We start from the raw sequence: 25213 nt of genomic DNA on the forward strand, positions 1-25213 counted from the left end.
GCGACTATCCGAATCAACGGATGGCGGTCACGGTGCCCTTGTGGCCGGTCACGCTGACGTTGACGGTCTTGTACACGAAGTAATCCTCAACGTTCACTTCGTAACGCGGGGCGACGATCACGTCGGCACCCGAGGCCTTGACTGCCTTGTAGGCAGCTGCGGACTTGGCGGAAGCCACCGGGTCGAGACCCAGGGCGAAACCACCCTCGCCACCACCGTAGGTCACGCCGTCGGCGAACTGGGTATCGCCACCCAGCTTGAACACACCGAACAGGATGTTCACCGAAGATTGACCGGAGATGGGCTCGCCCACTTTCACGTCGGCCTGCAGGTTAGTCTTGACGGTACCGTTCAGCGGAACGGCCGGCTGGCTGACGTTCTGGCTGGCACAGCCAGTCAGCAGGGCGAGGGCGGAGAAAGCGGCGGCGTAGGCTACGTGTTTCATGCAAAACTCCTTTGCACATATATTCCATGGGTACCCCATTGCGGGGGCAATGCATTGCCTAGGAAAGGCGGCGGCATCCTAGGAGCGCGTCGCAGAGCGGCGCAAGCAGGGATGTCAGTTTTGTGACATCTCGCACGCAGCTTTGGGAAAAGGCTTACAAAACAGCCCTTTGTCATGGCCAGGCGGGCAATTTGCGCCTTCTCGTCATTTCCTTATAAGATCGCGCCTTCCCCCTGTTTCGTCGCACCCTGCGGCCTCCTGCCGCAAGCCTCGCTGTTTTCCCGGTTTTTGTCGCCGACGCGGGCTTGCGACCTGTAGTGAAAAAGGTAGTTAACGATGAGCGCCAGACACTTTCTCTCGATGATGGATTACACACCGGACGAACTGGTGGGGCTGATCCGCCGCGGCATCGAGCTGAAGGACCTGCGCAATCGCGGCGTGCTGTTCGAGCCGTTGAAGAACCGCGTGCTGGGCATGATCTTCGAGAAGGCCTCGACCCGCACCCGCCTGTCGTTCGAGGCCGGCATGATCCAGCTCGGCGGCCAGGCCATCTTCCTCTCCCCGCGCGACACCCAGCTGGGCCGCGGCGAGCCGATCGGCGACGCCGCCATCGTCATGTCGAGCATGCTCGATGCGGTGATGATCCGTACCTTCGCCCACAGCAACCTCACCGAGTTCGCCGCCAAGTCCAGGGTGCCGGTGATCAACGGCCTGTCCGACGACCTGCACCCCTGTCAGCTGCTGGCCGACATGCAGACCTTCCTCGAGCACCGCGGCAGCATCGCCGGCAAGACCGTGGCCTGGATCGGCGATGGCAACAACATGTGCAACTCCTACATCGAGGCGGCCATGCAGTTCGACTTCCAGCTGAAAGTTGCCTGCCCCGAGGGCTACGAGCCGGACGCGCGCTTCCTCGCCCTGGCCGGCGAGCGCGTACAGGTGCTGCGCGACCCACGCGAGGCGGTGGCCGGCGCCCATCTGGTGAGCACCGACGTGTGGGCCTCGATGGGCCAGGAAGACGAAGCGCAGCTGCGCCTGCAGCGTTTCAAGCCGTACCAGGTCAGCCGCGAGCTGCTCGACCTGGCGGCCAAGGACGTGCTGTTTATGCACTGCCTGCCGGCACACCGCGGCGAGGAGATCAGCGAGGACCTGCTCGACGACCCACGCTCGGTGGCCTGGGATCAGGCGGAGAACCGCCTGCACGCGCAGAAGGCGCTGCTGGAACTGCTGGTCGAACCGGCGTACCACCACGCATGAGCGAGCCGCTGCTGCAACTGCGCGGGCTGAACTGCGGCTACCACGCGCACAAGGTGGTGCAGGACCTGGACCTGCATCTGAACCCCGGCGACATCGGCTGCCTGCTCGGCCCCTCCGGCTGCGGCAAGACCACCACCCTGCGCGCCATCGCCGGCTTCGAGCCGGTGCTCGACGGTGAGATCGAACTGGCCGGCACGGTGATTTCCCGCGCCGGCTTCACCCTGGCGCCGGAGAAGCGCCGCATCGGCATGGTGTTCCAGGACTACGCGCTGTTCCCCCACCTGAGCGTGGCGGACAACGTCGCCTTCGGCATCCGCCAGCAGGAGGGCGCCGAACGCGTCACCGCCAAGCTGCTGGAGCTGGTCAAGCTCGGCCACCTGGCCAAGCGCTACCCCCACGAGCTGTCCGGCGGCCAGCAGCAGCGCATCGCCCTGGCCCGCGCCCTGGCGCCGGAGCCGCAGCTGCTGCTGCTCGACGAGCCCTTCTCCAACCTCGACGGCGAGCTGCGCCGGCGCCTCAGCCATGAGGTGCGCGAGATTCTCAAGGCGCGCGGCACCAGCGCCATTCTGGTCACCCACGACCAGGAGGAAGCCTTCGCCGTCAGCGACCATGTCGGCGTGTTCAAGGATGGCCGCTTGGAGCAGTGGGACACCCCCTTCAACCTCTATCACGAGCCGTCGACACCCTTCGTCGCCAGCTTTATCGGCCAGGGCTATTTCATCCGCGGCCAGCTGCTCGGCCCGGACACGGTGCAGACCGAACTCGGCGCCATCCGCGGCAATCGCGCCTACACCTGGCCCAGCGGCAGCGCGGTGGACGTGCTGCTGCGTCCCGACGATATAGTGCCGGACCCGCAGAGTTCACTTACGGCACGTATCGTCGGCAAGACCTTCCTCGGCGCCGCCACCCTCTACCGCCTGCAACTGGCCACCGGCAGCCAGCTGGAGTCGATCTTCCCCAGCCACGCCGACCACCTGCCGGGCGACGAGGTGGGCATCCGCGTCGCCGCCGACCACCTGGTGGCCTTCCCGGCCCTGGGCAGCGTGGCGGCCCATGTGCCGCTGGGCGAGTCGGGCGGCGTGCGCCGGGTCAGCAGCAACTGACCCCGGCAACGTCCATAGGCTGTCGCGGGGCCGCCTGGGCCCTGCGCCCCAACGCCCTGCAGACGTGCCCGGCTACAGAAACAGCCGGCCACTGGCGATATGCCGGGCATGGCCGGCGATCTTCACCCGCTCGCCCTCCAGCCTGCACAGCAGTTCGCCGCCACGCGCCGAGCACTGCCAGGCGCTCAGCGCGCCTCGCCCCAGACGCTCGGCCCAGTAAGGCACCAGGATACAGTGGGTGGAGCCGGTGACCGGGTCCTCGTCGATGCCGATGCTCGGCGCGAAGTAGCGCGAGACGAAGTCGTGGCGCTCGCCGGGCGCGCTGATCAGCACGCCGAGACCCGGCAGTTCGGCCAGCGCCAGCAGGTTCGGGACGAAGCCGCGCACCTCGGCCTCCGAATCCAGCACCACCATCAGCTCCTGCACGCTGCCGTCGCCATTGCGCAGCGCCAGCACCTGCTGCGGCGCATGGCCCAGGGCCTGCTCCACCACCGTCCGCAACGCCTGCTCCACCGGCACGGCGCGGCGCACCGGGAAATCCAGCTCCAGCAGCCGGCCCTGGCGGGTGACGCGCAGCGCCCCGGAGCGGCAGACGAACTCCAGCGCCTGGCCCGGCTCCTGATACAGATCGAACAGCACGCAGGCCGCCGCCAGGGTGGCATGGCCGCACAGCGGCACCTCGCTGGTCGGGGTGAACCAGCGGATATGCCAGCGCTCGCCCTCGCGCACCACGAAGGCGGTCTCGGCCAGGTTGTGCTCGGCGGCGATACGCTGCATCAGCACCTCGTCGAGCCAGGCCTCGAGGCGATAGACCATGGCCGGATTGCCGGCGAAGGGCTGTTCGGTAAAGGCGTCGACTTGATGGAATTCGAGAGGCATGCTGCATTCCTGGCCAGATGAGAGCCGCCAGCATGCCTGCGCAGGGTAAGCCGCAACAGATACAGTTCCTGTTTTCCAGATGCTCTGAGAGCATCGCGGCTGAAGCCGCTCCTACGCTCCTGGGGTGCTTCAGGGCTCGCTACGCACCCGTTTCACCGCGTCCAGCCAGCCGGCGTAGAGGCGCTCGCGGTGCGCCTCGTTCATCCGCGGCTCGAAGCGCTGCTGGCGGTGCCAGTGGCTGGCGATGGCCTCGAGGTCGGCGTACAGCCCCAGCTGCAGGCCGGCCAGGTAGGCGACGCCGAGCGCGGTGGTCTCGGTGACCTCGGGGCGCTCGACGCCGACGCCGAGGATGTCGGCGAGAAACTGCATGACCCAGTTGTTCTCCACCATGCCGCCGTCCACGCGCAGCGCGCTGGGAGGCGCGGCGCCGTCCTGACGCATGGCCTCGAGCAGGTCGCGGGTCTGGTAGCACACCGACTGCAGGCCGGCGGTGACGATCTCCTTGATCCCGGTGTCGCGGGTCAGGCCGAAGATCGCGCCACGCGCCTTGGGGTCCCAGTAGGGCGCGCCGAGGCCGGTGAAGGCCGGCACCAGGTAGACCCCGCAGGCATCGCCGGTCTGCTCGGCCAGGGCCTCAGTATCGCGCGCGTGGCCGATCAGCTTGATGCCGTCGCGCAGCCACTGTACCGCCGCGCCGGCGACGAAGATGCTGCCCTCCACCGCGTAGGTGACCTCGCCGTTCAGGCGGTAGCCGACGGTGGTCAACAGGCGATTCTTCGACACCACCGGCGTGCTGCCGGTGTTCTGGATCATGAAGCAGCCGGTGCCGTAGGTACTCTTGACCATGCCCGGTTCGAAGCAGGCCTGGCCGATCAGCGCCGCCTGCTGGTCGCCGGCCATGCCCAGCACCGGGATGCTGGCGCCGAGCAGCTCGGCGTCGGTGTGACCGAACTCGGCGGCGCAGTCGAGCACCTCGGGCAACAGGCTGGCGGGAATGTCGAACAGGTCGAGCAGCTCCGCGTCCCACTGCTGGCTGTGGATATTGAACATCAGGGTGCGCGAGGCGTTGCTGGCGTCGGTGCGGTGCACCTTGCCGCCGCTCAGGCGCCACAGCAGGAAGCTGTCCACCGTGCCGAAACGCAACTCGCCGCGCTCGGCCCGATCCCGCGCGCCGGGCACGTTGTCGAGCACCCAGCGCAACTTGGTGGCTGAGAAATAGGGGTCGATCAGCAGGCCGGTCTTGGCCGCCACCATGGCCTCGTGACCGGCAGCCTTGAGCCCGGCGCAGTAGTCGGCAGTGCGACGGTCCTGCCAGACGATGGCCGGGTGGATCGGCGTGCCGCTGACGGCGTCCCACACCAGGGTGGTCTCGCGCTGATTGGTGATGCCGATGGCGGCAATCGCATCGGGCTGCAGGCCGCTGCTGGCGATGGCCTCGCGGCAGACCTTGAGGGTGGACAGCCAGATTTCCTGGCCGTCGTGCTCGACCCAGCCGTCCTGCGGGAAATACTGCTGGAACTCCTGCTGGGCGCGCGCCACCGGCAGGCCCTGGGCGCTGAAGATGATGGCGCGGGAACTGGTGGTGCCCTGGTCGATGGCTAGCAGGTACTGGGACATGCGCGTTTCCTTGTTGTTATGCGGGTGTTGGCCGTAGGAGCCTTGTCGGTATCACTCGCGACCGATGGCGGCGAAGCTGCCCTGAGTGTGCTGCGCCAGCACCTCGGCCGCCAGTTCCACCTCCAGGCCGCGGCGGCCGGCGCTGACGAAGATGCTGCCATGCTCGCGCGCCGAACTGTCGATAAAGGTGCGCAGGCGTTTCTTCTGCCCCAGCGGGCTGATACCGCCGAGCAGGTAGCCGGTGGCGCGCTGGGCCGCGGCCGGGTCGGCCATGTCGGCCTTCTTCACGCAGGCGGCCTGGGCCAGTGCCTTGAGGTCGAGGCTGCCGGCCACCGGCACCACTGCCACCAGCAGCTCGCCCTTGTCGCTGGCGGCGAGCAGCGTCTTGAATACCCGGGCCGGCGGCAGGTCGAGCTTTTCCGCGGCCTCCAGGCCATAGGACGGTGCCTTGGGGTCGTGCGCGTAGCTGTGCACCCGGTGTTCGGCCTTGGCCTTCTTCAACAGATCGATCGCTGGAGTCATGTTCGAATGTGAAAATAATCTGAAAAGATTGCCGTACCTTAGCCGAAATCCCTTTTCGCGGGCAGCCTATAATGGCAAGCCACCAAAGGAAGCCGCCATGAACCTGGCCCCTCGCCAACACGACATCCTCAACCTCGCCCGCGAACGCGGCTACGTCAGCATCGACGAACTGGCCCTGGCCTTCGCCGTGACCCCGCAGACCATCCGCCGCGACATCAACCAGCTGGCCGAACACGGCCTGCTGCGGCGCACCCATGGCGGCGCCGCCTGCGAGGCATCGAGCATCCACAACACCGCCTACGGCATGCGCGCCGGGCAGATGCGCGAGGAAAAGCAGCGCATCGCCGAGGCCGTGGCCGCGCACATCCCCGACCACGCCTCGCTGTTCATCAACATCGGCACCACCACCGAGGCCATCGCCCGCGAGCTGCTCGGTCACCAGGGCCTGAAGATCATCACCAACAACCTGCACGTCGCCGCCCAGCTCAGCGCCAAGGCCGACTTCGAGGTGCTGGTGGCCGGCGGCACGGTGCGCAGCGACGGCGGCATCGTCGGCCAGGCGGCGGTGGACTTCATCCAGCAGTTCAAGGTGGACTACGCCATAGTCGGCATCAGCGGCATCGACGAGGACGGCAGCCTGCTCGATTTCGACTACCAGGAAGTGCGCGTGTCCCAGGCCATCATCGACAACGCCCGCCAGGTGTTCCTCGCCGCCGACTCGAGCAAGTTCGGCCGCAACGCCGTGGTGCGCCTGGGCTCGATCGCCCTGGTCGACCGCGTGTTCACCGACTGCGCGCCACCCGCCGCCGTAGCCCGCCTGCTGCACGAGCACAAGGTCCACCTCGACCTGGTCTGAATCCGCGCCAGCACCGTTCGGCGCGAAAGCGCGCGCCGAGCTGGCGTACCTGCGCGCATTCGACTAGCATATTTTCGAAAGTGAACATAACCACATTCGAATTCAATAGCGAGTGCCCTGCCATGCCCCACGATCCTCTCGCCAGCCCTGTCGCCGAAGTCTATGACCTCGCCGTGGTCGGCGGCGGCATCAATGGCGTGGGCATCGCCGCGGATGCAGCCGGCCGCGGCCTGGCGGTGTTCCTTTGCGAACAGGACGACCTGGCCAGCCACACCTCCTCGGCCAGCAGCAAGCTGATCCACGGCGGCCTGCGCTACCTGGAGCACCACGAATTCCGCCTGGTGCGCGAAGCCCTGGCCGAGCGCGAGGTGCTGCTGGCCAAGGCACCGCACATCGTCAAACCCATGCGCTTCGTGCTGCCGCACCGGCCGCACCTGCGCCCGGCCTGGATGATCCGTGCCGGCCTGTTCCTCTACGACCACCTGGGCAAGCGCGAGCGGCTGCCTGGCTCGCGCGGCGTGCGCTTCGGCGCCGGCAGCCCGCTCAAGGCCGAGATCGGCCGCGGCTTCGAGTACTCCGACTGCTGGGTCGACGACGCCCGCCTGGTGGTGCTCAACGCCATGGCGGCGCGCGAGCACGGCGCGCATATCCACACCCGCACCCGCTGCATCAGCGCGCGGCGCAGCAAGGGCCTGTGGCACATCCACCTGGAGCGTGCCGACGGCAGCCTGTTCTCCATCCGCAGCCGCGCCCTGGTCAACGCCGCCGGCCCCTGGGTCGCACGCTTCATCGGCGAGGACCTCAAGCAGCAGTCGCCCTACGGCATCCGCCTGATCCAGGGCAGCCATATCGTGGTGCCGCGTCTGCACGACGGCGAGCAGGCCTACATCCTGCAGAACGAGGACCGCCGCATCGTCTTCGCCATTCCCTACCTGGAGCGCTTCACCCTGATCGGTACCACCGACCGCGAGTACCGGGGCGATCCGGCGCAGGTGAGCATCAGCACCGAGGAAACCGACTACCTGCTCGCGGTGGTCAACGCCCACTTCAAGCAGCAACTGAGCCGCGCCGACGTGCTGCACAGCTTCTCCGGCGTGCGCCCGCTGTGCGACGACGAATCGGACGAGCCCTCGGCCATCACCCGCGACTACACCCTGGCGCTGGCCGGCGCGCCGGGCGAGGCGCCGCTGCTGTCGGTGTTCGGCGGCAAGCTGACCACCTACCGCAAGCTGGCGGAAGCCGCGATGAACCAGTTGGCGCCGTTCTTCTCCAAGCTGGGCCCGAGCTGGACCGCCAGCGCGCCGCTGCCCGGCGGCGAGCAGCTGGACAGCCAGAGCGCCCTGATCGAAGCGCTCTGCGCCCGCCATGGCTGGCTGCCGACCAGCCTGGCCAGACGCTGGGCGGCCAGCTACGGCAGCCGCAGCTGGCGCCTGCTCGACGGCGTGCACAACCTCACCGACCTCGGCGAACACCTCGGCGCCGGGCTCTATGCCCGCGAGGTGGATTACCTGCGCCGCGAGGAATGGGCGCGCAGCAGCGCCGATATCCTCTGGCGCCGCAGCAAGCTCGGCCTGTTCATGACCCCGGCGCAGCAGGCCCGCCTGCAGCAGTACCTGCAACCCCATTCGGCCCACGCCGCCTGAACTTCTGCGTGCCCCATGCCCCGCTCCGCGGGGCTTTTTTATGTTCCGGGGTACTCGCCCGCTTATTCGCCCAATGAACCCGGGCCAAAGTTTTTATCGCGTCAATTCAACGACTTGGCACTTTGATGCGGAATTAAAACATTCGTATTCAGTTTTATTTTTATTTAAGTTTCAAGTACTTAGGTTTGACAGGCGGCGAATTGGGGCAGAAGATTTGACGTTACCAATCTCACCGCAACACGGCAGGAGCGATCATGAAAGGCGACAAGAAGGTCATCCAACACCTGAACAAGATCCTCGGCAACGAGCTGGTGGCCATCAACCAGTACTTCCTGCACGCGCGCATGTACGAGGACTGGGGGCTGAAGAAGCTCGGCGAGCACGAGTATCACGAGTCGATCGACGAGATGAAGCACGCCGACAAGCTGATCAAGCGCATCCTGTTCCTCGAAGGCCTGCCCAACGTGCAGGACCTGGGCAAGCTGCTGATCGGCGAGAACACCAAGGAAATGCTCGAGTGCGACCTCAAGCTCGAACACAAGGCCCACACCGACCTCAAGGCCGGTATCGCCTACTGCGAGAGCATCGGCGACTACGCCAGCCGCGAACTGATGGAAGAAATCCTCTGCTCGGAAGAGGACCATATCGACTGGCTGGAAACCCAGCTGGGGCTGATCGAGGCGGTCGGCCTGCAGAACTACCTGCAGTCGCAAATGGACGAATAAACCCTATTGGCCAGATGAAGAACGGGAGCCAGTGGCTCCCGTTTTTTATTGCTGCTGTTCACTTGTTCAAGAAGGTCGTGGGAGGGGCTTTCGGCTCGGGCATCCTGCCTCGCAATCCACGGGGATGTGGTGAATGCCGCAGCCCGTAAGGAACGGGCGCGGCGCTACCTCCTGCATCCATGCAGTCGTGGCCGCGACGAGGATCGCCGCGAAAGCGCCCCCCACCCTGGAGCTTCAGCGCGCTTCCTCCTCCTTGACCCGGAACCAGGCGGCGTAGAGCGCCGGCAAAAACAGCAGGGTGAGTGCCGTGGCCACCACCAGGCCGCCCATGATGGCCACCGCCATCGGCCCGAAGAACACGCTGCGCGACAGCGGGATCATCGCCAGCACCGAGGCCAGCGCGGTCAGCACTATGGGCCTGAAACGCCGCACCGTGGCCTCGATGATGGCGTGCCAGCGGTCCAGGCCGGCGGCGATGTCCTGCTCGATCTGGTCGACCAGGATCACCGAGTTGCGCATGATCATGCCGGCCAGGGCGATGGTGCCGAGCATGGCGACGAAGCCGAACGGCTGGCGGAAGATCAGCAGGAACAGGGTCACCCCGATCAGCCCCAGCGGCGCGGTGAGAAACACCATGGCCGAGCGCGAGAAGCTTTTCAGCTGCAGCATCAGCAGGGTCAGCACCACCACGATGAACAGCGGCACCCCGGCGTTCACCGATTTCTGCCCGCGCGCCGAATCCTCCACCGTGCCACCCACATCCAGCAGGTAGCCGTCCCGCAGCTCGGCGCGGATCGGCTCCAGGGTCGGCAGGATCTGCGCCACCAGGCTGGCCGGCTGCTCCTTGCCGTAGACGTCGGCGCGTACGGTGACGTTGGGCAGCCGATTGCGGTGCCAGATGATGCCTTCCTCGAAGCCGTATTCCAGGGTCGCCACCTGCGACAGGGCCACGCTACGGCCGCTGTCGGTGGGCACCGCCAGGCTCGGCAGCAGGCTCAGCGACTGGCGCTCCTGCACGGTACCGCGCAGGAGAATCTCGATCAGCTCGTTGCCTTCGCGGTACTGGCTGACGCTGGTACCCGACAGCGCGCTCTGCAGGAAGCGCGACAGCTCGGCGGTGTTGACCCCCAGGGCGCGTGCGCGCTCCTGGTCGACGTTGAGGTAGATGACCTTGCTCGGCTCCTCCCAATCCAGGTGCACGTTGACCACATGGGGGTTCTCGCGCACCTTGGCCGCCACCTGGCGCGCCAGCGCACGCACCTCGTCGATATGCTCGCCGCTGACCCGGAACTGCACCGGGTAACCCACCGGCGGGCCGTTCTCCAGGCGACTGACGCGGCTGCGCAAGCCGGGGAATTCGTCGTTCATGGTCTGGATCAGCCAGCTGCGCAGGCGCTCGCGCTCCTCGATGCTGCCCGCCAGCACCACGAACTGGGCGAAGCTGGCCGCCGGCAGTTGCTGGTCCAGCGGCAGGTAGAAGCGCGGCGAGCCGGTGCCGACGTAGGCCACGTAGTTATCGATCCCAGGCTGCGTCTTGAGCAGCGCCTCCAGACGCTTGACCTGGGCCTCGGTGGCGGCGAGCGAGGCGCCCTCCTCCAGCTTGATGTCGACCATCAGCTCCAGGCGCCCGGAGGCCGGGAAGAACTGCTGGGGGACGAAACGAAACAGCAGCACGGCGGCGACGAACAGGCCTATGGTCAGCAGGATCACCGTCCGCCGCCGGCGCACGCACCACTCCACCGTGGCCCGCACGCGCCGGTAGAAGGGCGTCGCGTAGGGATCGTGGCCGGCGTCGCTGCCGCCGTGCTTGGCCGCGTGCAGCTTGGCCAGGTCAGGCAGCAGCTTGTCGCCCAGGTAGGGCACGAACATCACCGCGGCGATCCACGAGGCGACCAGGGCGATCACCACCACCTGGAAGATCGAGCGGGTGTACTCGCCGGTGCCGGACTGCGCGGTGGCGATCGGCAGGAAGCCGGCGGCGGTGATCAGGGTGCCGGTGAGCATGGGGAAGGCGGTGCTGGTCCAGGCGTAGCTGGCCGCCTTGAAGCGGTCGTAACCCTGCTCCATCTTGATCGCCATCATCTCCACCGCGATGATCGCGTCGTCCACCAGCAGGCCGAGGCCAAGCACCAGGGCGCCGAGGGAAATCTTGTGCAGGCCGATCCCCAGGTAGTACATGCTGGCGAAGGTCATCGCCAGCACCAGCGGGATCACCAGCGCCACCACCAAGCCAGTGCGCAGGCCGAGGGAGAAGAAGCTGACCAGCAGCACGATCACCAGCGCCTCGACCAGCACGCGGACGAACTCGCCGACTCCGGTCTTCACCGCCGCCGGCTGATCCGACACCTTGCGCAGCTCCATGCCCAGCGGCAGGGTCTGCTGCAGGCGGGCGAACTCGCCCTCCAAGGCCTTGCCCAGCACCAGGATGTCGCCGCCGGCCTTCATCGATACCGCCAGGCCGATGGCGTCCTCGCCCATGAAGCGCATACGCGGCGCGGGCGGATCGTTGAAGCCGCGCTTGACCTCGGCCACGTCGCCGATGCGGAAGGTGCGGTCGCCGACGCGGATGGGGAAGTCGCGGATTTCCTCCACCGACTCGAAACGCCCGGTCACGCGCAGCTGGATGCGGTCGCTGACGGTCTCGAAGAAGCCGGCGGCGGCCACCGCGTTCTGCGCCTCCAGCGCCTGCTGCACTGCGGCCAGGGGCAGGCCGAGGGTGGCCAGCTTGGTGTTGGACAGCTCGATCCAGATCTTCTCGTCCTGCAGGCCGACCAGCTCCACCTTGCCGACGTCCTTGACCCGCTGCAGCTGCAGCTGGACGCGGTCGGCGTAGTCCTTGAGCACCGCGTAGTCGAAGCCGTTGCCGGTCAGCGCGTAGATGTTGCCGAAGGTGGTGCCGAACTCGTCGTTGAAGAACGGCCCCTGGATGCCGGCTGGCAGGGTGTGGCGGATGTCGCCGACCTTCTTGCGCACCTGGTACCACAGCTCGGGGATTTCCGAGCTGCGCATGGAATCGCGCGCCATGAAGGTCACCTGCGACTCGCCGGGGCGCGAGAAGCTGGTGATGCGGTCGTACTCGCCGGTCTCCATCAGCTTCTTCTCGATGCGCTCGGTGACCTGGCGCGACACCTCTTCGGCGCTGGCGCCCGGCCAGTTGGTGCGGATCACCATGGCCTTGAAGGTGAAGGGCGGGTCCTCGCTCTGCCCCAGCTTGGTGTAGGACAGCGCGCCGACCACGGCCAGCAGCAGCATGATGTAGAGGACGATCTGGCGGTGGCGCAGCGCCCAGGCGGACAGGTTGAAGCTCATCCGGGCTTACTCCTTGGCGGCCAGTTCGACGTTGCGGTTGTCGCGGTCAACCGGGCGCACCTGCTGGCCCTCGCGCAGCACCTGCACGCCGGCGGCCACCACCCAGTCGCTCGCCGCCAGGCCTTCGAGCACCGGCACGCGGTCGTCGCCGTAAGCCCCGACGCGCACCAGGCGGCGCTGCACCTTGTGTTCCCTGGGCTCGACCACCCAGACGAAGGGCTGACCCTGCTCGGCGCTGAGCGCCGACAGCGGCACCGCCAGCGGCACCTCGCCGTTGCTGGCGATGAACACCCGCGCGCTCTGCCCCAGTTCGGCCGGCACCTTGCCCTCGGTGAAGGCGACGCGCGCGGCGAAGGTGCGCGACTGCGGATCGGCGGCCGGCGCCATCTCGCGGATGCGCCCGGGGAAGCGCTGATCAGGCTGCGACCAGAGCTCCACCTCCACCGGCTGACCGATTGCGAAGCGACCGAAGCTCTGCTCCGGCAGGCTGATGGAGACCTCGCGCTCGCCATCGGCGGCCAGGGTGAAGACGGTCTGTCCGGCGGCCACCACCTGCCCCACTTCCACCGCGCGGCGGGCGATCACGCCGTCCTGGGAGGCGCGCAGCACGGCGTAGCCGGCCTGGTTGCGGGCCACGTCGTACTCGGCCTTGATCTGCTTGAGGCGCGCTTCGCCGGCGCGGTAGAGGTTCTCGGTGTTGTCGTACTGCGAGCGGCTGACCAGGTTGCGCGCCAGCAGGGTCTTGTAGCGATCGCGCTCGGCGCGCACGGTCTGCAGGTTGGCCTCGGCGGCGGCCACCTGGGCGCGGATGGCCTCCAGCTGCAGGCGCACGTCCTGCGGGTCGAGCTCGGCCAGCGGCTGGTCCTTCTTCACCCGCGCGCCGACGTCCACCAGGCGCTTGGCCACCTTACCACCGATGCGAAACGCCAGGTCCGGCTCGAAACGCGCGCGCACCTCGCCGGGGTAGCTGTCGACCAGGGCGCCGGCCGGTTGCGGCTGCACCACCATGGCCGGACGAATGGGTTGCTCGACCTGCTCGCCGTTGCCGCACGCGGACAGCAGCAGGGCAAGGGTGAGGGACGCTACAAGAGGCATGGCATGGCGGAACATGGCGAATGACCTGTGACGACGAAGGTTTGGAATATTTGTACTGGCGGGTATAGTAAAAATAGCAAACTCACCAGTCCAGTATTAAAATCCGCCGATGCCTAACAAGTTGTTACCGCCCGCCGGTCCCGGTCGCCCCAAGGACCCCGCCAAACGCCAGGCCATTCTCGAAGCGGCCAAGACCCTGTTCCTGCGCCATGGCTACGATGGCAGCAGCATGGACGCCATCGCCGCGGAAGCCGGGGTGTCCAAGCTCACGGTGTACAGCCATTTCACCGACAAGGAGAGGCTGTTCTCCGCCGCGGTGAAGGCCAAGTGCGAGGAGCAGCTGCCCGAGCTGCTGTTCGAGCTGCCGGCGGGCGTGCCGATCGAGACGGTGTTGCTGAGCATCGGCCGCGGCTTCCATGCCCTGGTCAGCAGCCGCGAATCGGTGGAGCTGCACCGCATGATGGTCAGCCTGGCCAGTCAGGATCCCAAGTTGGCGCTGATGTTCTACCAGGCCGGGCCGCAGCGCGTGCTGCAGGAGATGGCGGCGCTGCTGCGCAGGGCCAACGCCAACGGCCTGCTGCAGATCGCCGACCCGCTGGGCGCGGCCGACCAGTTCTTCAGCCTGGTCAAGGGCGGCGCGCATTTTCGCCTGCTGATCGGTTGCTGCGCCCCGCTGGAAGGCGAGGCCGCCGAGCGGCACGTGCGCGAGGCGGTGGGACTGTTCCTGCGCGCCTATCGACGCTGAAGCCCGGGCTCCTGGGGGGCGCCGCCAGCAACCGGCTGCGCCCTAAGCCCCTTCCAGCTTCTTCTTCGGGTAGATGTCGTAGCGGCTGGACTTGCCCTCCAGCACGTAGCCGGGCTTCGCCCCGTCGATGGCCGGCGCCTTGCGCGGGCGCTTGACCACCACCCGATGGCTGGCCAGCGCCAGGGCCGCCTCCAGCAGCGCCGGGGCATCCAGGTCGTCGCCCACCAGCGGGCGGAACAGACGCATTTCCTTCTTCACCAGCGCGCTCTTGTCGCGATGGGGAAACATCGGATCGAGGTAGATCACCTGCGGCGGCTCGCCCTGCCACTGGCGCATCAGCTCGATGGCATTGCCCGTCAGCAGGCGCATGCGCGCGGCAATCGGCGCCACCTCCAGGCTCAGCTCGGCACGCGCCAGGCCGTCCTCGAGCAGGGCGGCGATCAACGGCTGACGCTCGATCAGGGTCATGCTGCAGCCCAGACTGGCCAGGACGAAGGCATCGCGCCCCAGCCCGGCGGTGGCGTCCAGCACCCGCGGACGGATGCCCGGCTGCACGCCGACCGCCTTGGCGATCATCTGCCCGCTGCCGCCGCCGAACTGACGGCGATGGGCCATGGCGCCCTCGACGAAGTCGACCCGCACCGGCCCCGGCGCCTTGTCGCCCAGCTCCGCCAGCTGCAGGCCGTCCGCGCCCAGTTGCAGGGCGAACTCGGCGTCGCCGCCCAGCGCCAGGCCGAGACGCGCCGCCCAGCGGGCCGCCGCCTCGGCGTAGAAAGGTTGCAGGGCATCCATGCGGATGCGGGCGCTATGCCGCTCGTCGCTCATCGGGAAATCTGCTCAAAAAACGTTCAACTGATCGACCGCGCGGCCGACAACCTCAACCAGCGGCATTCTGCCAGACCCAGCCCCCTGCGCCGCAAAGAGTTTGCCCATGTTCGACGCCCTCTCCGCCCCGCGCCCCGCCGCCAGCCCGACACGCACACCCACCCGCGAGGACAACTCGACGCCGGCGTGCGCGAATCGCTCGACTACCAGATCCTCCGTCGCACCCTCGGCATCGCCGAACAGGACGCACCGGGCGAGGCCGCCCGCGAAATCCGCGCGGCCGCCACACCGCCGGCGGTCAGCGCGGCGGCGGCCAGGGTCAGTCAGGCGCTTGTCGAGCAACGCAGCCTGGAGCTGAACGTCACGGCCGACGGCCAGGCGCAGCAGACCGACCCGCTGGTGCTCGATCTGGCCGGCGACGGGTTCGCCACCAGCGGCCTGCAGCGGCCGCAGCGTTTCGACCTGGACGGCGACGGCCGCCAGGACTGGATCAGCGTGCCCACCGGCGACGACGCCCTGCTGGCCCTGGATCGCAATGGCAACGGCCGTATCGACGACGGCCGCGAGCTGTTCGGCGACCAGCACGGCGCCGCCAACGGTTTCGCCGAACTGGCCAGGTTCGACGACAACGGCGACGGCCGCATCGACACCGCCGATGCGGTATTCGCCGACCTGCGCCTGCTGCGCTTCGACGCCGCCGGCCGCCAGCACAGCCAGAGCCTGGTCGAGGCCGGGGTCGGCGCCATCGAGCTGAAGGCGCGCGACGTCAGCATCGCCCTCGGTGCCTACGACCAGATCGCCCAGCTCGGCCGCTTCGAGTTCGCCGACGGCCGCAGCGGCCAGGCCGCCGATCTGCTGCTGGCCCAACGCTGAATCCGGGCTACGCGCTAGAGCAACCCCAGTTGCTCCAGCTCCGCCTCGACCTGCAAGGTCGGCAGCTCCGCCAGGCCAGGCAGGCGCAGGCGCAACTGCTCGTGGAAACGCCGTGCCAACTGCGGCGCCAGGCGATTGTCGGCGGTGTGGACGAAGACATGGGGGCGTCGCCCCTCCTCGATCCAGGCGGCGACCTTGTCCAGCCAGGGCGTCATGAAGGGGTCGTTGGCGAGCAGCTCGGGATGGCCGATAAAACGCAGCTGCGGGCTCTGGCTGAAGGCCGTGGGGCGGGTCGGCAGACGCGGCTTCTTGGCCTGGGCATGCAGTACCGCCGGCGCCTGCGACGCGCAGCTGAACAGGGCGCGCGAGTCCAGACAGATACGCTCGATGCCGCGCTCCAGCAGCAGGCGATTCAAGGCGCGCTCGGCCTCGCCCTTGGCGAAGAACTGTGCATGACGCACCTCGATGGCCAGCGGCCAAGCGCCCCACCACTCGACGAAGGCCGCCAGCTCGTCCAGCCGTGACGGCCCGAAGCTGGCCGGCAACTGCAACCAGTAGGGTGCGACGCGTTCGCCGAGCGGCGCCAGCAACCGACGAAAACGCTCGACCGCCTCCAGTTGCTGGCACAGGTCGTCGCCGTGGCTGATATCGCGCGGCAGCTTGGCGCAGAAACGAAAGTGCGCCGGCATCTGCTCGGCCCAGCGCGCCACGGTCTGCTCGCTGGGGCGGGCGTAGAAGGTGGTATTGCCCTCCACGGCGTTGAATACCTGGGCATAATGACTGAGGAAGTCGGCCGCTCGGGTGTCGCCGGGGTAGAGCGTGGACCGCCAGGCCGCCTCGCTCCAGGAGGGGCAGCCGAGGTAGTACGGCAACATCAGAACCTGTTTACGATCTGCTACGCGTCGGCCCTGCTGCGTTGAAACCAGGCTCGGAATGCTCATTTACAACAGTAAACTCCGCTTCCTCGCCTGATTTCGCCTTGCATGGCTCTAGCCCGCGAGATCCTAAACACGTTCTCAGGCGTAGAGGTCGAGACCGAGCACTTGCTGCGCGTCAGCCTCGCTGGCGTAGCTGGCGGTGGCGCCGTAGCTGGCCAGCGCCTGGGCGGCGCGGTTGCTCAGCGCGGGTTGCGGGTAACCGATATCCTGGGCGCGCACCGGCAGGCTGTCGCCATTGCCGCTGCTGGCCTGCACCCGGCGGATCTGCGGGGTCTGTTCCAGGCCCTGGCTGCTGGCCGGGGCGGCCGGCTGCTCGCGTTGTACCTCGACCTCGCGCTGCGCCTCGCGATAGGGCGTGACCGCAGTCCCCGAACGGGGGCCGCGATCCGGCGAATAGGAAGGTAGGTAGGCGTCGATGCGCATCTACAACTGCTCGGTGGGCTCGGCTGGAAAGTAGACAGTGCTGGCAATGTAGCGGCGCACGGCGGGCTTGGCAAATACCGCCGGGCCTTCTGCCCCTGCCGGGCGACCGCGGGTCATGCCGGCGGCGCCTTGGGCGTGGCCACCTGATCGCGCAGGTAGACCGGCTGGGCCTGGTCGGCCGCCACGGCCTCGCCGCGCGCCCAGGCGAATTGCGCCAGACTCAGCAGATCCTCGGCGTGGGGCAGCAGGCTGCCGTCCATGGCTGCCGGTTTGAGCGCGATGCGCGCGGCATAGCTACCCCAGCCGGTGCCGGCGCCGAACCAGTCGCCGCTGGCGCCGCGCGGCGCCTCGGCCTGCTCCGGCGGCAGTACCGCCTCCTGGCCGAGCAGGCGCATCTCGCCGGCCTCGGCGTGGTAGCAGCCCCAGTACACCTCGTCCATGCGCGCATCGATGGCTGCCGCCACCTGGCGCGCGCCCTGCTCGCGCAGCGCGCGCTGGGCCAGCACCGCCAGGTTCGACACCGGCAGCACCGGACGCTCCAGGGCGAAGGCCAGGCCCTGGACCACGCCGATGGCGATGCGCACCCCGGTGAAGGCGCCCGGGCCGCGGCCGAAGGCGATGGCATCCAGCTGCGCGGCGGCGATGCCGGCCTCGCCCAGCAGTTGTTGGATCAGCGGCAGCAGGCGTTGGGCGTGCAGGCGCGGCGCCACCTCGTAGTGGCTGAGCACGCGACCATCGTGCAGCAGGGCAACGGAACAGGCTTCGGTGGCGGTATCCAGGGCCAGGATCGTGGTCATCGGGTTCGCATGGCTGAAGAAAAAAGAGCCGGCATTAGACCGGCTCGAGGCTTTTTTTTCCAGCACCAGGATGGTCACAGGCCGCTAGCGTGCGACCGGCGGACGCCCTTACCAGGGTTCGACCACCGGTTCGGCTTCCCAGGCCTGCAGCGGCGCCTTGGACCAGGTGCCGTAGGTCGCGTTGGGGAACACGATCCACTCGCTGCCCCATTTGCCCGCCTCGCTGGCCACGGTAGTGCGCTGCTGATCCAGCGGCGTCTTGCGAAAACGCGCGTCGAAATCGTGCAGGGTATCGCCGAGCAGCAGCACGATCTGGTGCTCGGCGCTGACGATGGCGCGCCGCTCGACCTTAGGCGGGCCGAGCAACAGCACGCTTTCTTCCGAGACCTGGGGCAGGCCGAGTTTGCTCAGGGTGGCCAGGGTGTGCTGCTTCTGCTCGTCGGCGCGGTCGGAGATATAGCGGATGGTCACGCCGAGCTGGTCGGCGTGCTGCAGGAACTGCTTGGCACCTGGGATCAGCGCGGGCGTGCCGTCGCGCTCCCAGGGCAGCCAGGTGTCCCAGGCGTCGTATTGGTGACAATTGGCCAGGTCGCGCGCCAGCAGCGCGCTGTTGTCGATCACGGTTTCGTCTAGGTCGGTGACGATGGCCAGCTTGGACGGGTCTTTCGCCGCCGCCACGGCCGCATCCAGCTTCTGCGTGGCGATATTGTAGGCCTGCAGCTGCAGCGCCTGGATTTCCGCCGACTGCTGCTGGAAACGCAGGCCCATGGCGAACTCGGCAACCGCGCACTCCTGCTTGGCTTGTGCCTTGCTGTCGGCGAACGCCGCGCAACTGCCCAGCAGCGTTATCGCCAGGCCCAGCCAGATGACACCCTTTCCTGTTTTCTCGGTCATTGCACGCCCTCTCTTCCTTAGTGGTTCACGGATCGACATGCCCATGGCAAGCGCCGGGCAGCCGGAGACTAGCGTCGCCGATGGTAGAAAGGCTGACGAGCACAGCCATGCCCGAGAGCGACCCGGACTTATCCATGCACCACAAACGACAAAGGCCCCTTGCGGGGCCTTTGTCCATGGGCAGCTGGCGGGAAAACTCAGGCCAGCGCGGCCAGGGTCTTGGCGGTGATTTCCTCGACGCTGCCGACGCCCGGGATGTGGCTGTACTTCGGCGTGCCGGTGGCGGCGGACAGCTGCTGGTAGAAGTCCACCAGCGGCTTGGTCTGCGAGTGGTACACGGACAGGCGATGACGCACGGTCTCTTCCTTGTCGTCTTCGCGCTGCACCAGGTCTTCGCCGCTGACGTCGTCCTTACCGGCGACCTTCGGCGGGTTGTATTCGGTGTGGTAGACGCGGCCCGAGGCCGGGTGCACGCGGCGGCCGGACAGACGCTTGACGATTTCCTCGTCGTCGACGGCGATCTCGACCACGTTGTCGATGGTCACACCGGCTTCCTTCATGGCCTCGGCCTGCGGGATGGTGCGCGGGAAGCCGTCGAACAGGAAGCCCTTGGCACAATCGGGCTGGGCGATGCGCTCCTTGACCAGGTTGATGATCAGGTCGTCGGAGACCAGGCCGCCCGCGTCCATCACGCTCTTGGCCTTCAGGCCGAGCTCGGTGCCCGCCTTGACCGCCGCGCGCAGCATGTCGCCGGTGGAGATTTGCGGAATACCGAATTTCTCGGTGATGTAGCGAGCCTGGGTACCTTTGCCGGCACCGGGCGCCCCCAGCAGAATCACGCGCATCGATGTGCTCCTCAAGATTTATGTAGAAATCGGTCGGACCGCCTCAAAGGGCCAGTCTCTTGGATGTTGTGCGGCAGCTGTGGCGGCCAAAAGGTTGATCAAGATACACAGCGCCCCCCAGGCACACAAGCCGCCGAAAGTCGGATAAAAACCCTCCTGCCGACGGCTCGGACGCCGCTGCGGACGCGCCTTGCCCGGGTGTCCGCGGAGCCGCGCGGCGGCTCAACCGGTATTGCGCAAACCGGCGGCGATACCCGCCACGCTGACCAGCAGCGCCTGCTCCAGAGGGCTCTCCGGCGCCTGTTCACGCAGCCGGCAGCGCGCCAGCAGCTCGGCCTGCAACAGGTGCAGGGGATCGAGGTAGGTGTTGCGCACGCTGATCGATTCCAGGGTCTCGGCGCTGTGCGCGAGCAGCCGCGACTGCCCGGTCAACTCCAGCACCGCGGCGCAGGCCTGCGACAATAGGTCGCGTAACTGCGCCCCCAGCGGACGCAGCGCCGGCTCGACCAGGCGCTCGTCGTACAGCGCGGCGATGCTGGCGTCGGCCTTGGCCAGCACCATCTCGAGCATGTCGATGCGGGTGCGGAAGAACGGCCAGTGCTCGCGCATGCCTTTCAGCAGCTCGCCGTCGCCGCCGGCCAGGGCCTGACCCAAGGCCTGCTCCCAGCCGAGCCAGGCCGGCAGCATCAGCCGCGTCTGGGTCCAGGCGAAGATCCACGGAATCGCCCGCAGGCTCTCCACCCCGCCCTCGCGGCGCTTGGCCGGACGGCTGCCCAGCGGCAGGCGCCCCAGCTCCTGCTCCGGGGTGGCCTGGCGGAAATACTCGACGAACTGCGGGTGCTCGCGCACCACGCCGCGGTAGGCACTCACGCCGGCGGCGGCCAGGCGATCCATCATCGCCCGCCAGCTCGGCTCGGGGGCCGGCGGCGGCAGCAGGGTGGCCTCCAGCACGGCGGCCAGGTAGAGGTTGAGGTTCTGTTCGGCGATATCCGGCAGGCCGAACTTGAAACGAATCATTTCGCCCTGCTCGGTGGTGCGGAAGCGTCCGGCCACCGAACCCGGCGGCTGCGACAGGATCGCCGCGTGGGCCGGACCGCCGCCGCGACCGACTGTGCCGCCGCGGCCGTGGAACAGCAGCAACTCGACCTGGTGCTCGCGGCACAGGCGCACCAGCGCTTCCTGGGCGCGGTACTGGGCCCAGGCGGCGGCGGTGGTGCCGGCGTCCTTGGCCGAGTCGGAGTAGCCGATCATCACCTCCTGCGGCCCGTGCAGACGCGCGCGGTAGCCCGGCAGGCCGAGCAGGCGGTCGATCACCGGGCCGGCGTTATCCAGGTCGGCCAGGGTTTCGAACAGTGGCACCACGCGTATCGGCCGGCGCAACCCGGCCTCCTTGAGCAGCAGTTGCACCGCCAGCACGTCGGAGGCGGCGCCGGCCATCGAGATCACGTAGGAGCCCAGCGAGGCAGCCGGCGCAGCGGCCACTTCGCGGCAGGTGGCGAGCACCTCGGCGGTGTCGGCCGAGGGCCGGTAGTCGCTCGGCAGCAGCGGCCGACGGTTGTCCAGCTCGCGCTGCAAAAAGCTCAGCCGCGCCGCCTCGTCCCACTCGGCGTAGCGGCCCAGGCCCAGGTAGTCGGTGATTTCCGTGAGCGCCGCGGCATGCCGACTGGAGTCCTGGCGCACGTCCAGGCGCACCAGGAACAGGCCGAAGGTGGCCGCACGGCGCAGGCAGTCGAGCAGCGGGCCGTCGGCGATCACGCCCATGCCGCAGGCGTGCAGCGACTGGTAGCAGAGCTGCAGCGGCGCCAGCAGGTCGTGGTTGTCCTGCAGCACCGCGGCGCTCGGCGCCACTTGCGCGGCGAGCGCCTGCTGCGCCCAGCTGCGAGTCTCGCGCAGGCGTTCGCGCAGTTGCTTGAGCAGCGCCCGGTAGGGCTCGGCACTGTCGCCGACCTGGGCACGCAGCTCGGCGCTGGCCTGCTGCATGGACAGCTCGGCGGCCAGCTGGTCGACGTCGCGCAGGTACAGGTCGGCAGCCATCCAGCGCGCCAGCAACAGCACCTCGCGGGTGACCCGGGCGGTGACGTTGGGGTTGCCGTCGCGGTCGCCGCCCATCCAGGAGGCGAAGCGGATCGGCGCCGCCTCCAGCGGCAGGCGCAGGCCGGTGGCGGCCTGCAGGCTGCGGTCGGCGCGGCGCAAAAATTGCGGCACGGCCTGCCACAGCGAGTGCTCGATCACCGCGAAGCCCCACTTGGCCTCGTCCACCGGGGTCGGCCGGCTGCGGCGGATCTCCTCGGTATGCCAGGCCTCGGCGATCAGCCGCTGCAGGCGCTGGACGCTGCGCTCGCGCTCGTCCGCCAGCAGGTCGCTGTGATCCAGCGCCGCCAGCTGTGCGGCGATGGCGTCGTACTTCTGGATCAGGGTGCGCCGCGCCACCTCGGTGGGGTGGGCGGTGAGCACCAGCTCGATATCCAGGCGGCCGAGCTGACGGGCCAGCTCGTCGGGCTTCTGCCCGGCAGCGAGCAGGCGCGCCAGCAGCTCGTCGAGCACGCGCAGCTCGAACGGCTCGGGCTCGCCGCCGCGGCGGCGGCGCACGCGGTGCTGCTGCTCGGCGATATTGGCCAGGTTGAGGAACTGGTTGAAGGCCCGCGCCACCGGCAGCAGTTCGTCGTCGGCGAGGTCGCCGAGGGTGCTGGCCAGCTGCTCGGCGCCGGCCGCCGAGCCGCGCCGACCGGCCTTGGCGCCCTTGCGGATGCGCTCGATCTTGTCGAGAAACTCGGCGCCCAGCTGGGTGCTGATGGTTTGTCCGAGCAGTTCGCCGAGCAGGTGCACCTCTTCACGCAGGCGCGCATCGATTTCCGCCATATCGCCCTCTCCTTCCAAGCCGCGGCTTGCGCCACACAGGCCTCAAGAGTGCCCAGCGCGCCAACTTCTTACAAGGGCGCGACGCACGGCGCGGCGGCCGCGCGTAGTGGGTCTAGGCTTGAGATAGGCGTTTGCGGCGTCCGCCAGCCGGTCACCGCCGGCGCCGTCCATCAGGAGCCCTATCATGAAAATTCGAGAGTTGGTCAACCATTGGGAACAGAACGCCCGGGGCCGCCTGACCCCGAGTCAATACCACATCCACCTGGATATCGAAGCCGCCGCGCGCCTGGCGGCCCTGACCGAGATGTATCCCAAGCATCACGCCGAGGAACTGCTCGGCGAGCTGATCGGCGCGGCGCTGGAAGAGCTGGAGGCCAGCCTGCCCTACGTACAGGGCAGTCAGGTGGTGGCGCAGGACGAACAGGGCGACCCGCTGTACGAGGACATCGGCCCCACCCCGCGCTTTCTCGCCCTGTCGCGCAAGTACCTGCGCGAGCTGAGCGCCCAGGCCAAGGGCGCGGCGCACTGAACGCCCGCTAGTCCGCCGGCGTGCCGCGGCAGCGGCGGTGCGCCGCCGGCGACGCGCCTTACTGCAGCGCCGGGGTGTCCTGGCCCATGCAACGCACGGCCTGCTTCTTGTTGTCCACCAGCACGCCGGTGAGGCCCTTCTGCTGGGTGTCGAACAGCACCAGCACGCCGTCGATGCACTGCGCCACCTGGCTGGCCGGCTTCAGCGAGACCTTGTAGTCCTCGCCGGGCACGGTCTTGAGCATGGTGAAATCCGACAGCAACAAGGCGTCCTCGGGCTTGGCCATGTGCAGGTAGCCGTAGTACCAGAGCACGCCGATGGTGCCGACTATGCTGGCGATGCCGGTAAGGATCAGGGGAATGGGGTCACGTTCGGTCATTGCGGACTCTCGATTGCGGATTCGGTGGCCGGCGGCCGGCGTTCGACGAAGGCCTGCGGGGCGCTGACGAACTCCAACAGCAGCTGGCGCCAGGCCGGCTCGGCGAAGGTTTGCACGTGTTGCCCGCGGGTCGCCTGGAAGGCGCGCGGCGGGCGCGCAGCTTGATACAACAGGCGACCATTGGCAAATGGCACCACCTCGTCGTCAGCGCTGTGCAGGATCAGCAGCGGCAGGCCTTCGAGGGCGGCGATGCCGTGGATGGCGCTGTCGCCGTCGGGGATCAGCCAGGACAGCGGCACCTGCAGCGGCCAGGTCAGCCAGGAGCGACTCAAGGCATGGCGGGCGACGCCGCGGTAGCTGGCCGGCACCCCGTCGAGCGCCAGGGCGTGCAGCGCCGCGCGGCGCTGCGGGCGTTCGCCCAGGTAGTGCACGGCCAGCGCGCCGCCCAGGCTCTGGCCGAGCAGGATCAGCGGCTTGCCCTGCACCTCGGGCGCCTGCTCCAGCCAGGCGAAGGCGGCGTCGATGTCCTGGTACACCGCCGGCAGGCTGGGCTTGCCCTCGGACAGGCCGTAACCGCGGTAATCGAGCATCAGCACCTGGTAGCCCTGGGCCGGCAGCCAGTAAGCACCGCCCAGGTGCCAGGCCAGGTTGCCGCCGTTGCCGTGCAGGTGCAGCACCGTACCCTTGACCGCCACTCCCGGCTTGGCCGGCAACCACCAGGCATGCAGGCGCGTGCCGTCGGCGGCGCTCAGGTGGATATCGCGGTACTCCAGCTCGGCCCGCGCCGGGGTGAACGGCAGCCCCGGTTCGGGATAGAACAGCAGGCCGCTGCAGCCGCTCAGCAGGCCGCCGAGCAGCCCGACCAGCAGCAGGCGCAGTTTACTTGCCACCGCCACGCACCTCTTCGCGGGCCTGGAAGGTGGCGGCGTAGACGCGCTCGGCCAGGCGCGAGAACGGCAGGCTCTGGATCCACACCGTGCCGCTGCCCTTGAGCGTGGCCAGGAGGATGCCCTCGCCGCCGAACAGCATGCTCTTCAGCCCGCCGGCCAGGGCGATGTCGTAGTCGATGCCGTCACTGAAGGCCACCAGGCAGCCGGTATCCAGGCGCAGGGTCTCGTCGTTCAGCTGCTTGCGGATCACCGTGCCGCCGGCGTGCACGAAGGCCAGGCCGTCGCCTTCGAGCTGCTGCAGGATGAAGCCCTCGCCGCCGAAGAAACCGGCGCCGATGCGCTTGTTGAAGCGGATGCCGATGCGCGTGCCGTGGGCGGCGCAGAGAAAGGCGTCCTTCTGGCAGATCAGCCGGCCGCCGACCTGGGCCAGGTCGATCGGCACCACGGTGCCCGGATAGGGCGCGGCGAAGGCGACCCGCGCCTGGGTTTTGCCGGCATTGCTGAAGTGGGTCATGAACAGCGACTCGCCGGTGAGCAGGCGCTTGCCGGCGCCCCACAGCTTGCCCAGCAGGCCGCTGGCCGAGCCGTCGCCCATGCGCGCCTCGAAGCGCACGCCCTCGGTCATGTAGTTCATCGCCCCGGCTTCGGCGATCACCGTCTCGCCGGGGTCGAGGACGATCTCCACCGACTGCGCCGAGCTGCCGAGGATTTCGTAGTCGAGTTGATGGCTGGGCATCAAGCAGCTCCTTGCAGGTAAGCCCGGCG

The 25213-nt window shown here is 68.2% G+C and carries 24 protein-coding genes; 8 read left to right on the forward strand and 16 right to left on the reverse strand.

Features of this window, described 5'->3' with window-relative positions:
• Positions 1-13 precede the first annotated feature (13 nt).
• On the reverse strand, positions 14-445 hold the full coding sequence (locus ACIGFL_RS20240) for a hypothetical protein (RefSeq protein ID WP_021445192.1): 432 nt from the start codon (positions 443-445) through the stop codon (positions 14-16).
• 336 nt (positions 446-781) lie between these two features.
• Between ACIGFL_RS20240 and argF the strand changes: the two genes are divergently transcribed.
• Both argF and ACIGFL_RS20250 read left to right on the forward strand, forming a co-directional pair.
• Positions 782-1702 carry an ornithine carbamoyltransferase gene (gene argF / locus ACIGFL_RS20245; RefSeq protein ID WP_397498348.1) on the forward strand — a complete coding sequence of 307 codons (921 nt, stop codon included), beginning with the start codon at positions 782-784 and terminating at the stop codon, positions 1700-1702.
• Positions 1699-2805 (forward strand): ABC transporter ATP-binding protein, encoded by a 1107-nt coding sequence (locus ACIGFL_RS20250; protein WP_397498349.1) that lies wholly within the window; start codon positions 1699-1701, stop codon positions 2803-2805. Before argF ends, ACIGFL_RS20250 begins: the two co-directional genes overlap by 4 nt.
• Before the next feature lie 72 nt (positions 2806-2877).
• Here ACIGFL_RS20250 and ACIGFL_RS20255 read toward each other — a convergent pair whose 3' ends face one another.
• The 3 genes from ACIGFL_RS20255 to ybaK all read right to left on the reverse strand — a co-directional run bounded on the left by ACIGFL_RS20255 (position 2878) and on the right by ybaK (position 5823).
• Positions 2878-3684 (reverse strand): PhzF family phenazine biosynthesis protein, encoded by an 807-nt coding sequence (locus ACIGFL_RS20255; RefSeq protein ID WP_397498350.1) that lies wholly within the window; start codon positions 3682-3684, stop codon positions 2878-2880.
• A gap of 129 nt (positions 3685-3813) precedes the next feature.
• The gene (glpK, locus tag ACIGFL_RS20260; RefSeq protein ID WP_021445196.1) at positions 3814-5301 is read right to left on the reverse strand and encodes a glycerol kinase GlpK; all 1488 of its coding nucleotides are present in this window, start codon (positions 5299-5301) and stop codon (positions 3814-3816) included.
• A gap of 51 nt (positions 5302-5352) precedes the next feature.
• A complete protein-coding gene (ybaK, locus tag ACIGFL_RS20265; RefSeq protein WP_397498351.1) occupies positions 5353-5823 on the reverse strand; it encodes a Cys-tRNA(Pro) deacylase in 471 nt (156 codons plus the stop codon).
• 97 nt (positions 5824-5920) lie between these two features.
• Between ybaK and ACIGFL_RS20270 the strand changes: the two genes are divergently transcribed.
• The 3 genes from ACIGFL_RS20270 (at position 5921) to bfr (ending at position 9047) form a co-directional block, all read left to right on the forward strand.
• Positions 5921-6679 (forward strand): DeoR/GlpR family DNA-binding transcription regulator, encoded by a 759-nt coding sequence (locus ACIGFL_RS20270; protein ID WP_021445198.1) that lies wholly within the window; start codon positions 5921-5923, stop codon positions 6677-6679.
• 122 nt (positions 6680-6801) lie between these two features.
• Positions 6802-8322 carry a glycerol-3-phosphate dehydrogenase gene (gene glpD, locus ACIGFL_RS20275; RefSeq protein WP_397498352.1) on the forward strand — a complete coding sequence of 507 codons (1521 nt, stop codon included), beginning with the start codon at positions 6802-6804 and terminating at the stop codon, positions 8320-8322.
• 254 nt (positions 8323-8576) lie between these two features.
• Positions 8577-9047: a bacterioferritin gene (gene bfr / locus ACIGFL_RS20280; protein WP_397498353.1), complete on the forward strand. Its 471-nt coding sequence runs from the start codon at positions 8577-8579 to the stop codon at positions 9045-9047.
• A gap of 234 nt (positions 9048-9281) precedes the next feature.
• Here bfr and ACIGFL_RS20285 read toward each other — a convergent pair whose 3' ends face one another.
• Positions 9282-12356, reverse strand: coding sequence for an efflux RND transporter permease subunit (locus tag ACIGFL_RS20285; protein WP_397498354.1), 3075 nt, complete (start codon positions 12354-12356; stop codon positions 9282-9284).
• Positions 12357-12362: 6 nt separating this feature from the next.
• Complete coding sequence (locus ACIGFL_RS20290; protein ID WP_397498355.1) at positions 12363-13466, reverse strand: efflux RND transporter periplasmic adaptor subunit; 1104 nt, start codon at positions 13464-13466, stop codon at positions 12363-12365.
• Between the two features lie 94 nt (positions 13467-13560).
• Between ACIGFL_RS20290 and ACIGFL_RS20295 the strand changes: the two genes are divergently transcribed.
• Positions 13561-14196: a TetR/AcrR family transcriptional regulator gene (locus ACIGFL_RS20295; RefSeq protein WP_397498356.1), complete on the forward strand. Its 636-nt coding sequence runs from the start codon at positions 13561-13563 to the stop codon at positions 14194-14196.
• 42 nt (positions 14197-14238) lie between these two features.
• On the opposite strand, the gene ACIGFL_RS20300 is transcribed toward ACIGFL_RS20295, so the two are convergent.
• Entirely contained in the window at positions 14239-14988 is a 750-nt protein-coding gene (locus tag ACIGFL_RS20300; protein WP_371921468.1) for a class I SAM-dependent methyltransferase, read from the reverse strand.
• 219 nt (positions 14989-15207) lie between these two features.
• Here ACIGFL_RS20300 and ACIGFL_RS20305 point away from each other — a divergent pair, with 219 nt between their 5' ends.
• The gene (locus ACIGFL_RS20305) at positions 15208-15894 is read left to right on the forward strand and encodes a hypothetical protein (RefSeq protein WP_397498357.1); all 687 of its coding nucleotides are present in this window, start codon (positions 15208-15210) and stop codon (positions 15892-15894) included.
• 14 nt (positions 15895-15908) lie between these two features.
• On the opposite strand, the gene ACIGFL_RS20310 is transcribed toward ACIGFL_RS20305, so the two are convergent.
• From ACIGFL_RS20310 to ppc, 6 genes are all read right to left on the reverse strand, one after another.
• Positions 15909-16769: a DUF72 domain-containing protein gene (locus ACIGFL_RS20310; RefSeq protein WP_397498358.1), complete on the reverse strand. Its 861-nt coding sequence runs from the start codon at positions 16767-16769 to the stop codon at positions 15909-15911.
• A gap of 141 nt (positions 16770-16910) precedes the next feature.
• Positions 16911-17255, reverse strand: coding sequence for a hypothetical protein (locus ACIGFL_RS20315; RefSeq protein ID WP_397498359.1), 345 nt, complete (start codon positions 17253-17255; stop codon positions 16911-16913).
• A gap of 113 nt (positions 17256-17368) precedes the next feature.
• Positions 17369-18052, reverse strand: coding sequence for a tRNA (adenosine(37)-N6)-threonylcarbamoyltransferase complex dimerization subunit type 1 TsaB (gene tsaB / locus ACIGFL_RS20320; RefSeq protein ID WP_397498360.1), 684 nt, complete (start codon positions 18050-18052; stop codon positions 17369-17371).
• A gap of 108 nt (positions 18053-18160) precedes the next feature.
• Positions 18161-18946: a 5'-nucleotidase, lipoprotein e(P4) family gene (locus ACIGFL_RS20325; RefSeq protein WP_397498361.1), complete on the reverse strand. Its 786-nt coding sequence runs from the start codon at positions 18944-18946 to the stop codon at positions 18161-18163.
• A 197-nt stretch (positions 18947-19143) separates the two neighbouring features.
• A complete protein-coding gene (gene adk / locus ACIGFL_RS20330; protein ID WP_021444676.1) occupies positions 19144-19791 on the reverse strand; it encodes an adenylate kinase in 648 nt (215 codons plus the stop codon).
• Positions 19792-20013: 222 nt separating this feature from the next.
• On the reverse strand, positions 20014-22650 hold the full coding sequence (gene ppc / locus ACIGFL_RS20335; protein WP_397498362.1) for a phosphoenolpyruvate carboxylase: 2637 nt from the start codon (positions 22648-22650) through the stop codon (positions 20014-20016).
• Positions 22651-22834: 184 nt separating this feature from the next.
• Here ppc and ACIGFL_RS20340 point away from each other — a divergent pair, with 184 nt between their 5' ends.
• The gene (locus ACIGFL_RS20340) at positions 22835-23179 is read left to right on the forward strand and encodes a hypothetical protein (RefSeq protein WP_021446420.1); all 345 of its coding nucleotides are present in this window, start codon (positions 22835-22837) and stop codon (positions 23177-23179) included.
• A 58-nt stretch (positions 23180-23237) separates the two neighbouring features.
• On the opposite strand, the gene ACIGFL_RS20345 is transcribed toward ACIGFL_RS20340, so the two are convergent.
• From ACIGFL_RS20345 to ACIGFL_RS20355, 3 genes are read right to left on the reverse strand one after another with little or no spacing between them, the layout of a single operon-like run.
• Positions 23238-23558: a hypothetical protein gene (locus tag ACIGFL_RS20345; RefSeq protein ID WP_021446419.1), complete on the reverse strand. Its 321-nt coding sequence runs from the start codon at positions 23556-23558 to the stop codon at positions 23238-23240.
• Complete coding sequence (locus ACIGFL_RS20350) at positions 23555-24448, reverse strand: alpha/beta hydrolase (RefSeq protein ID WP_397498363.1); 894 nt, start codon at positions 24446-24448, stop codon at positions 23555-23557. Before ACIGFL_RS20350 ends, ACIGFL_RS20345 begins: the two co-directional genes overlap by 4 nt.
• The gene (locus ACIGFL_RS20355; protein WP_397498364.1) at positions 24438-25184 is read right to left on the reverse strand and encodes a TIGR00266 family protein; all 747 of its coding nucleotides are present in this window, start codon (positions 25182-25184) and stop codon (positions 24438-24440) included. Before ACIGFL_RS20355 ends, ACIGFL_RS20350 begins: the two co-directional genes overlap by 11 nt.
• Positions 25185-25213 lie beyond the last annotated feature (29 nt).

This window comes from Pseudomonas sp. NPDC077649 (genome assembly GCF_044542855.1).
Classification (GTDB): domain Bacteria; phylum Pseudomonadota; class Gammaproteobacteria; order Pseudomonadales; family Pseudomonadaceae; genus Aquipseudomonas.

Excerpts from the sequence above, each read along its gene's own strand:
- ACIGFL_RS20240 (WP_021445192.1), bottom strand. The coding sequence starts at position 445 with ATGAAACACGTAGCCTACGCCGCCGCTTTCTCCGCCCTCGCCCTGCTG.
- argF (WP_397498348.1), top strand. The coding sequence starts at position 782 with ATGAGCGCCAGACACTTTCTCTCGATGATGGATTACACACCGGACGAA.
- ACIGFL_RS20250 (WP_397498349.1), top strand. The coding sequence starts at position 1,699 with ATGAGCGAGCCGCTGCTGCAACTGCGCGGGCTGAACTGCGGCTACCAC.
- ACIGFL_RS20255 (WP_397498350.1), bottom strand. The coding sequence starts at position 3,684 with ATGCCTCTCGAATTCCATCAAGTCGACGCCTTTACCGAACAGCCCTTC.
- glpK (WP_021445196.1), bottom strand. The coding sequence starts at position 5,301 with ATGTCCCAGTACCTGCTAGCCATCGACCAGGGCACCACCAGTTCCCGC.
- ybaK (WP_397498351.1), bottom strand. The coding sequence starts at position 5,823 with ATGACTCCAGCGATCGATCTGTTGAAGAAGGCCAAGGCCGAACACCGG.
- ACIGFL_RS20270 (WP_021445198.1), top strand. The coding sequence starts at position 5,921 with ATGAACCTGGCCCCTCGCCAACACGACATCCTCAACCTCGCCCGCGAA.
- glpD (WP_397498352.1), top strand. The coding sequence starts at position 6,802 with ATGCCCCACGATCCTCTCGCCAGCCCTGTCGCCGAAGTCTATGACCTC.
- bfr (WP_397498353.1), top strand. The coding sequence starts at position 8,577 with ATGAAAGGCGACAAGAAGGTCATCCAACACCTGAACAAGATCCTCGGC.
- ACIGFL_RS20285 (WP_397498354.1), bottom strand. The coding sequence starts at position 12,356 with ATGAGCTTCAACCTGTCCGCCTGGGCGCTGCGCCACCGCCAGATCGTC.
- ACIGFL_RS20290 (WP_397498355.1), bottom strand. The coding sequence starts at position 13,466 with ATGTTCCGCCATGCCATGCCTCTTGTAGCGTCCCTCACCCTTGCCCTG.
- ACIGFL_RS20295 (WP_397498356.1), top strand. The coding sequence starts at position 13,561 with ATGCCTAACAAGTTGTTACCGCCCGCCGGTCCCGGTCGCCCCAAGGAC.
- ACIGFL_RS20300 (WP_371921468.1), bottom strand. The coding sequence starts at position 14,988 with ATGGATGCCCTGCAACCTTTCTACGCCGAGGCGGCGGCCCGCTGGGCG.
- ACIGFL_RS20310 (WP_397498358.1), bottom strand. The coding sequence starts at position 16,769 with ATGTTGCCGTACTACCTCGGCTGCCCCTCCTGGAGCGAGGCGGCCTGG.
- ACIGFL_RS20315 (WP_397498359.1), bottom strand. The coding sequence starts at position 17,255 with ATGCGCATCGACGCCTACCTACCTTCCTATTCGCCGGATCGCGGCCCC.
- tsaB (WP_397498360.1), bottom strand. The coding sequence starts at position 18,052 with ATGACCACGATCCTGGCCCTGGATACCGCCACCGAAGCCTGTTCCGTT.
- ACIGFL_RS20325 (WP_397498361.1), bottom strand. The coding sequence starts at position 18,946 with ATGACCGAGAAAACAGGAAAGGGTGTCATCTGGCTGGGCCTGGCGATA.
- adk (WP_021444676.1), bottom strand. The coding sequence starts at position 19,791 with ATGCGCGTGATTCTGCTGGGGGCGCCCGGTGCCGGCAAAGGTACCCAG.
- ppc (WP_397498362.1), bottom strand. The coding sequence starts at position 22,650 with ATGGCGGAAATCGATGCGCGCCTGCGTGAAGAGGTGCACCTGCTCGGC.
- ACIGFL_RS20340 (WP_021446420.1), top strand. The coding sequence starts at position 22,835 with ATGAAAATTCGAGAGTTGGTCAACCATTGGGAACAGAACGCCCGGGGC.
- ACIGFL_RS20345 (WP_021446419.1), bottom strand. The coding sequence starts at position 23,558 with ATGACCGAACGTGACCCCATTCCCCTGATCCTTACCGGCATCGCCAGC.
- ACIGFL_RS20355 (WP_397498364.1), bottom strand. The coding sequence starts at position 25,184 with ATGCCCAGCCATCAACTCGACTACGAAATCCTCGGCAGCTCGGCGCAG.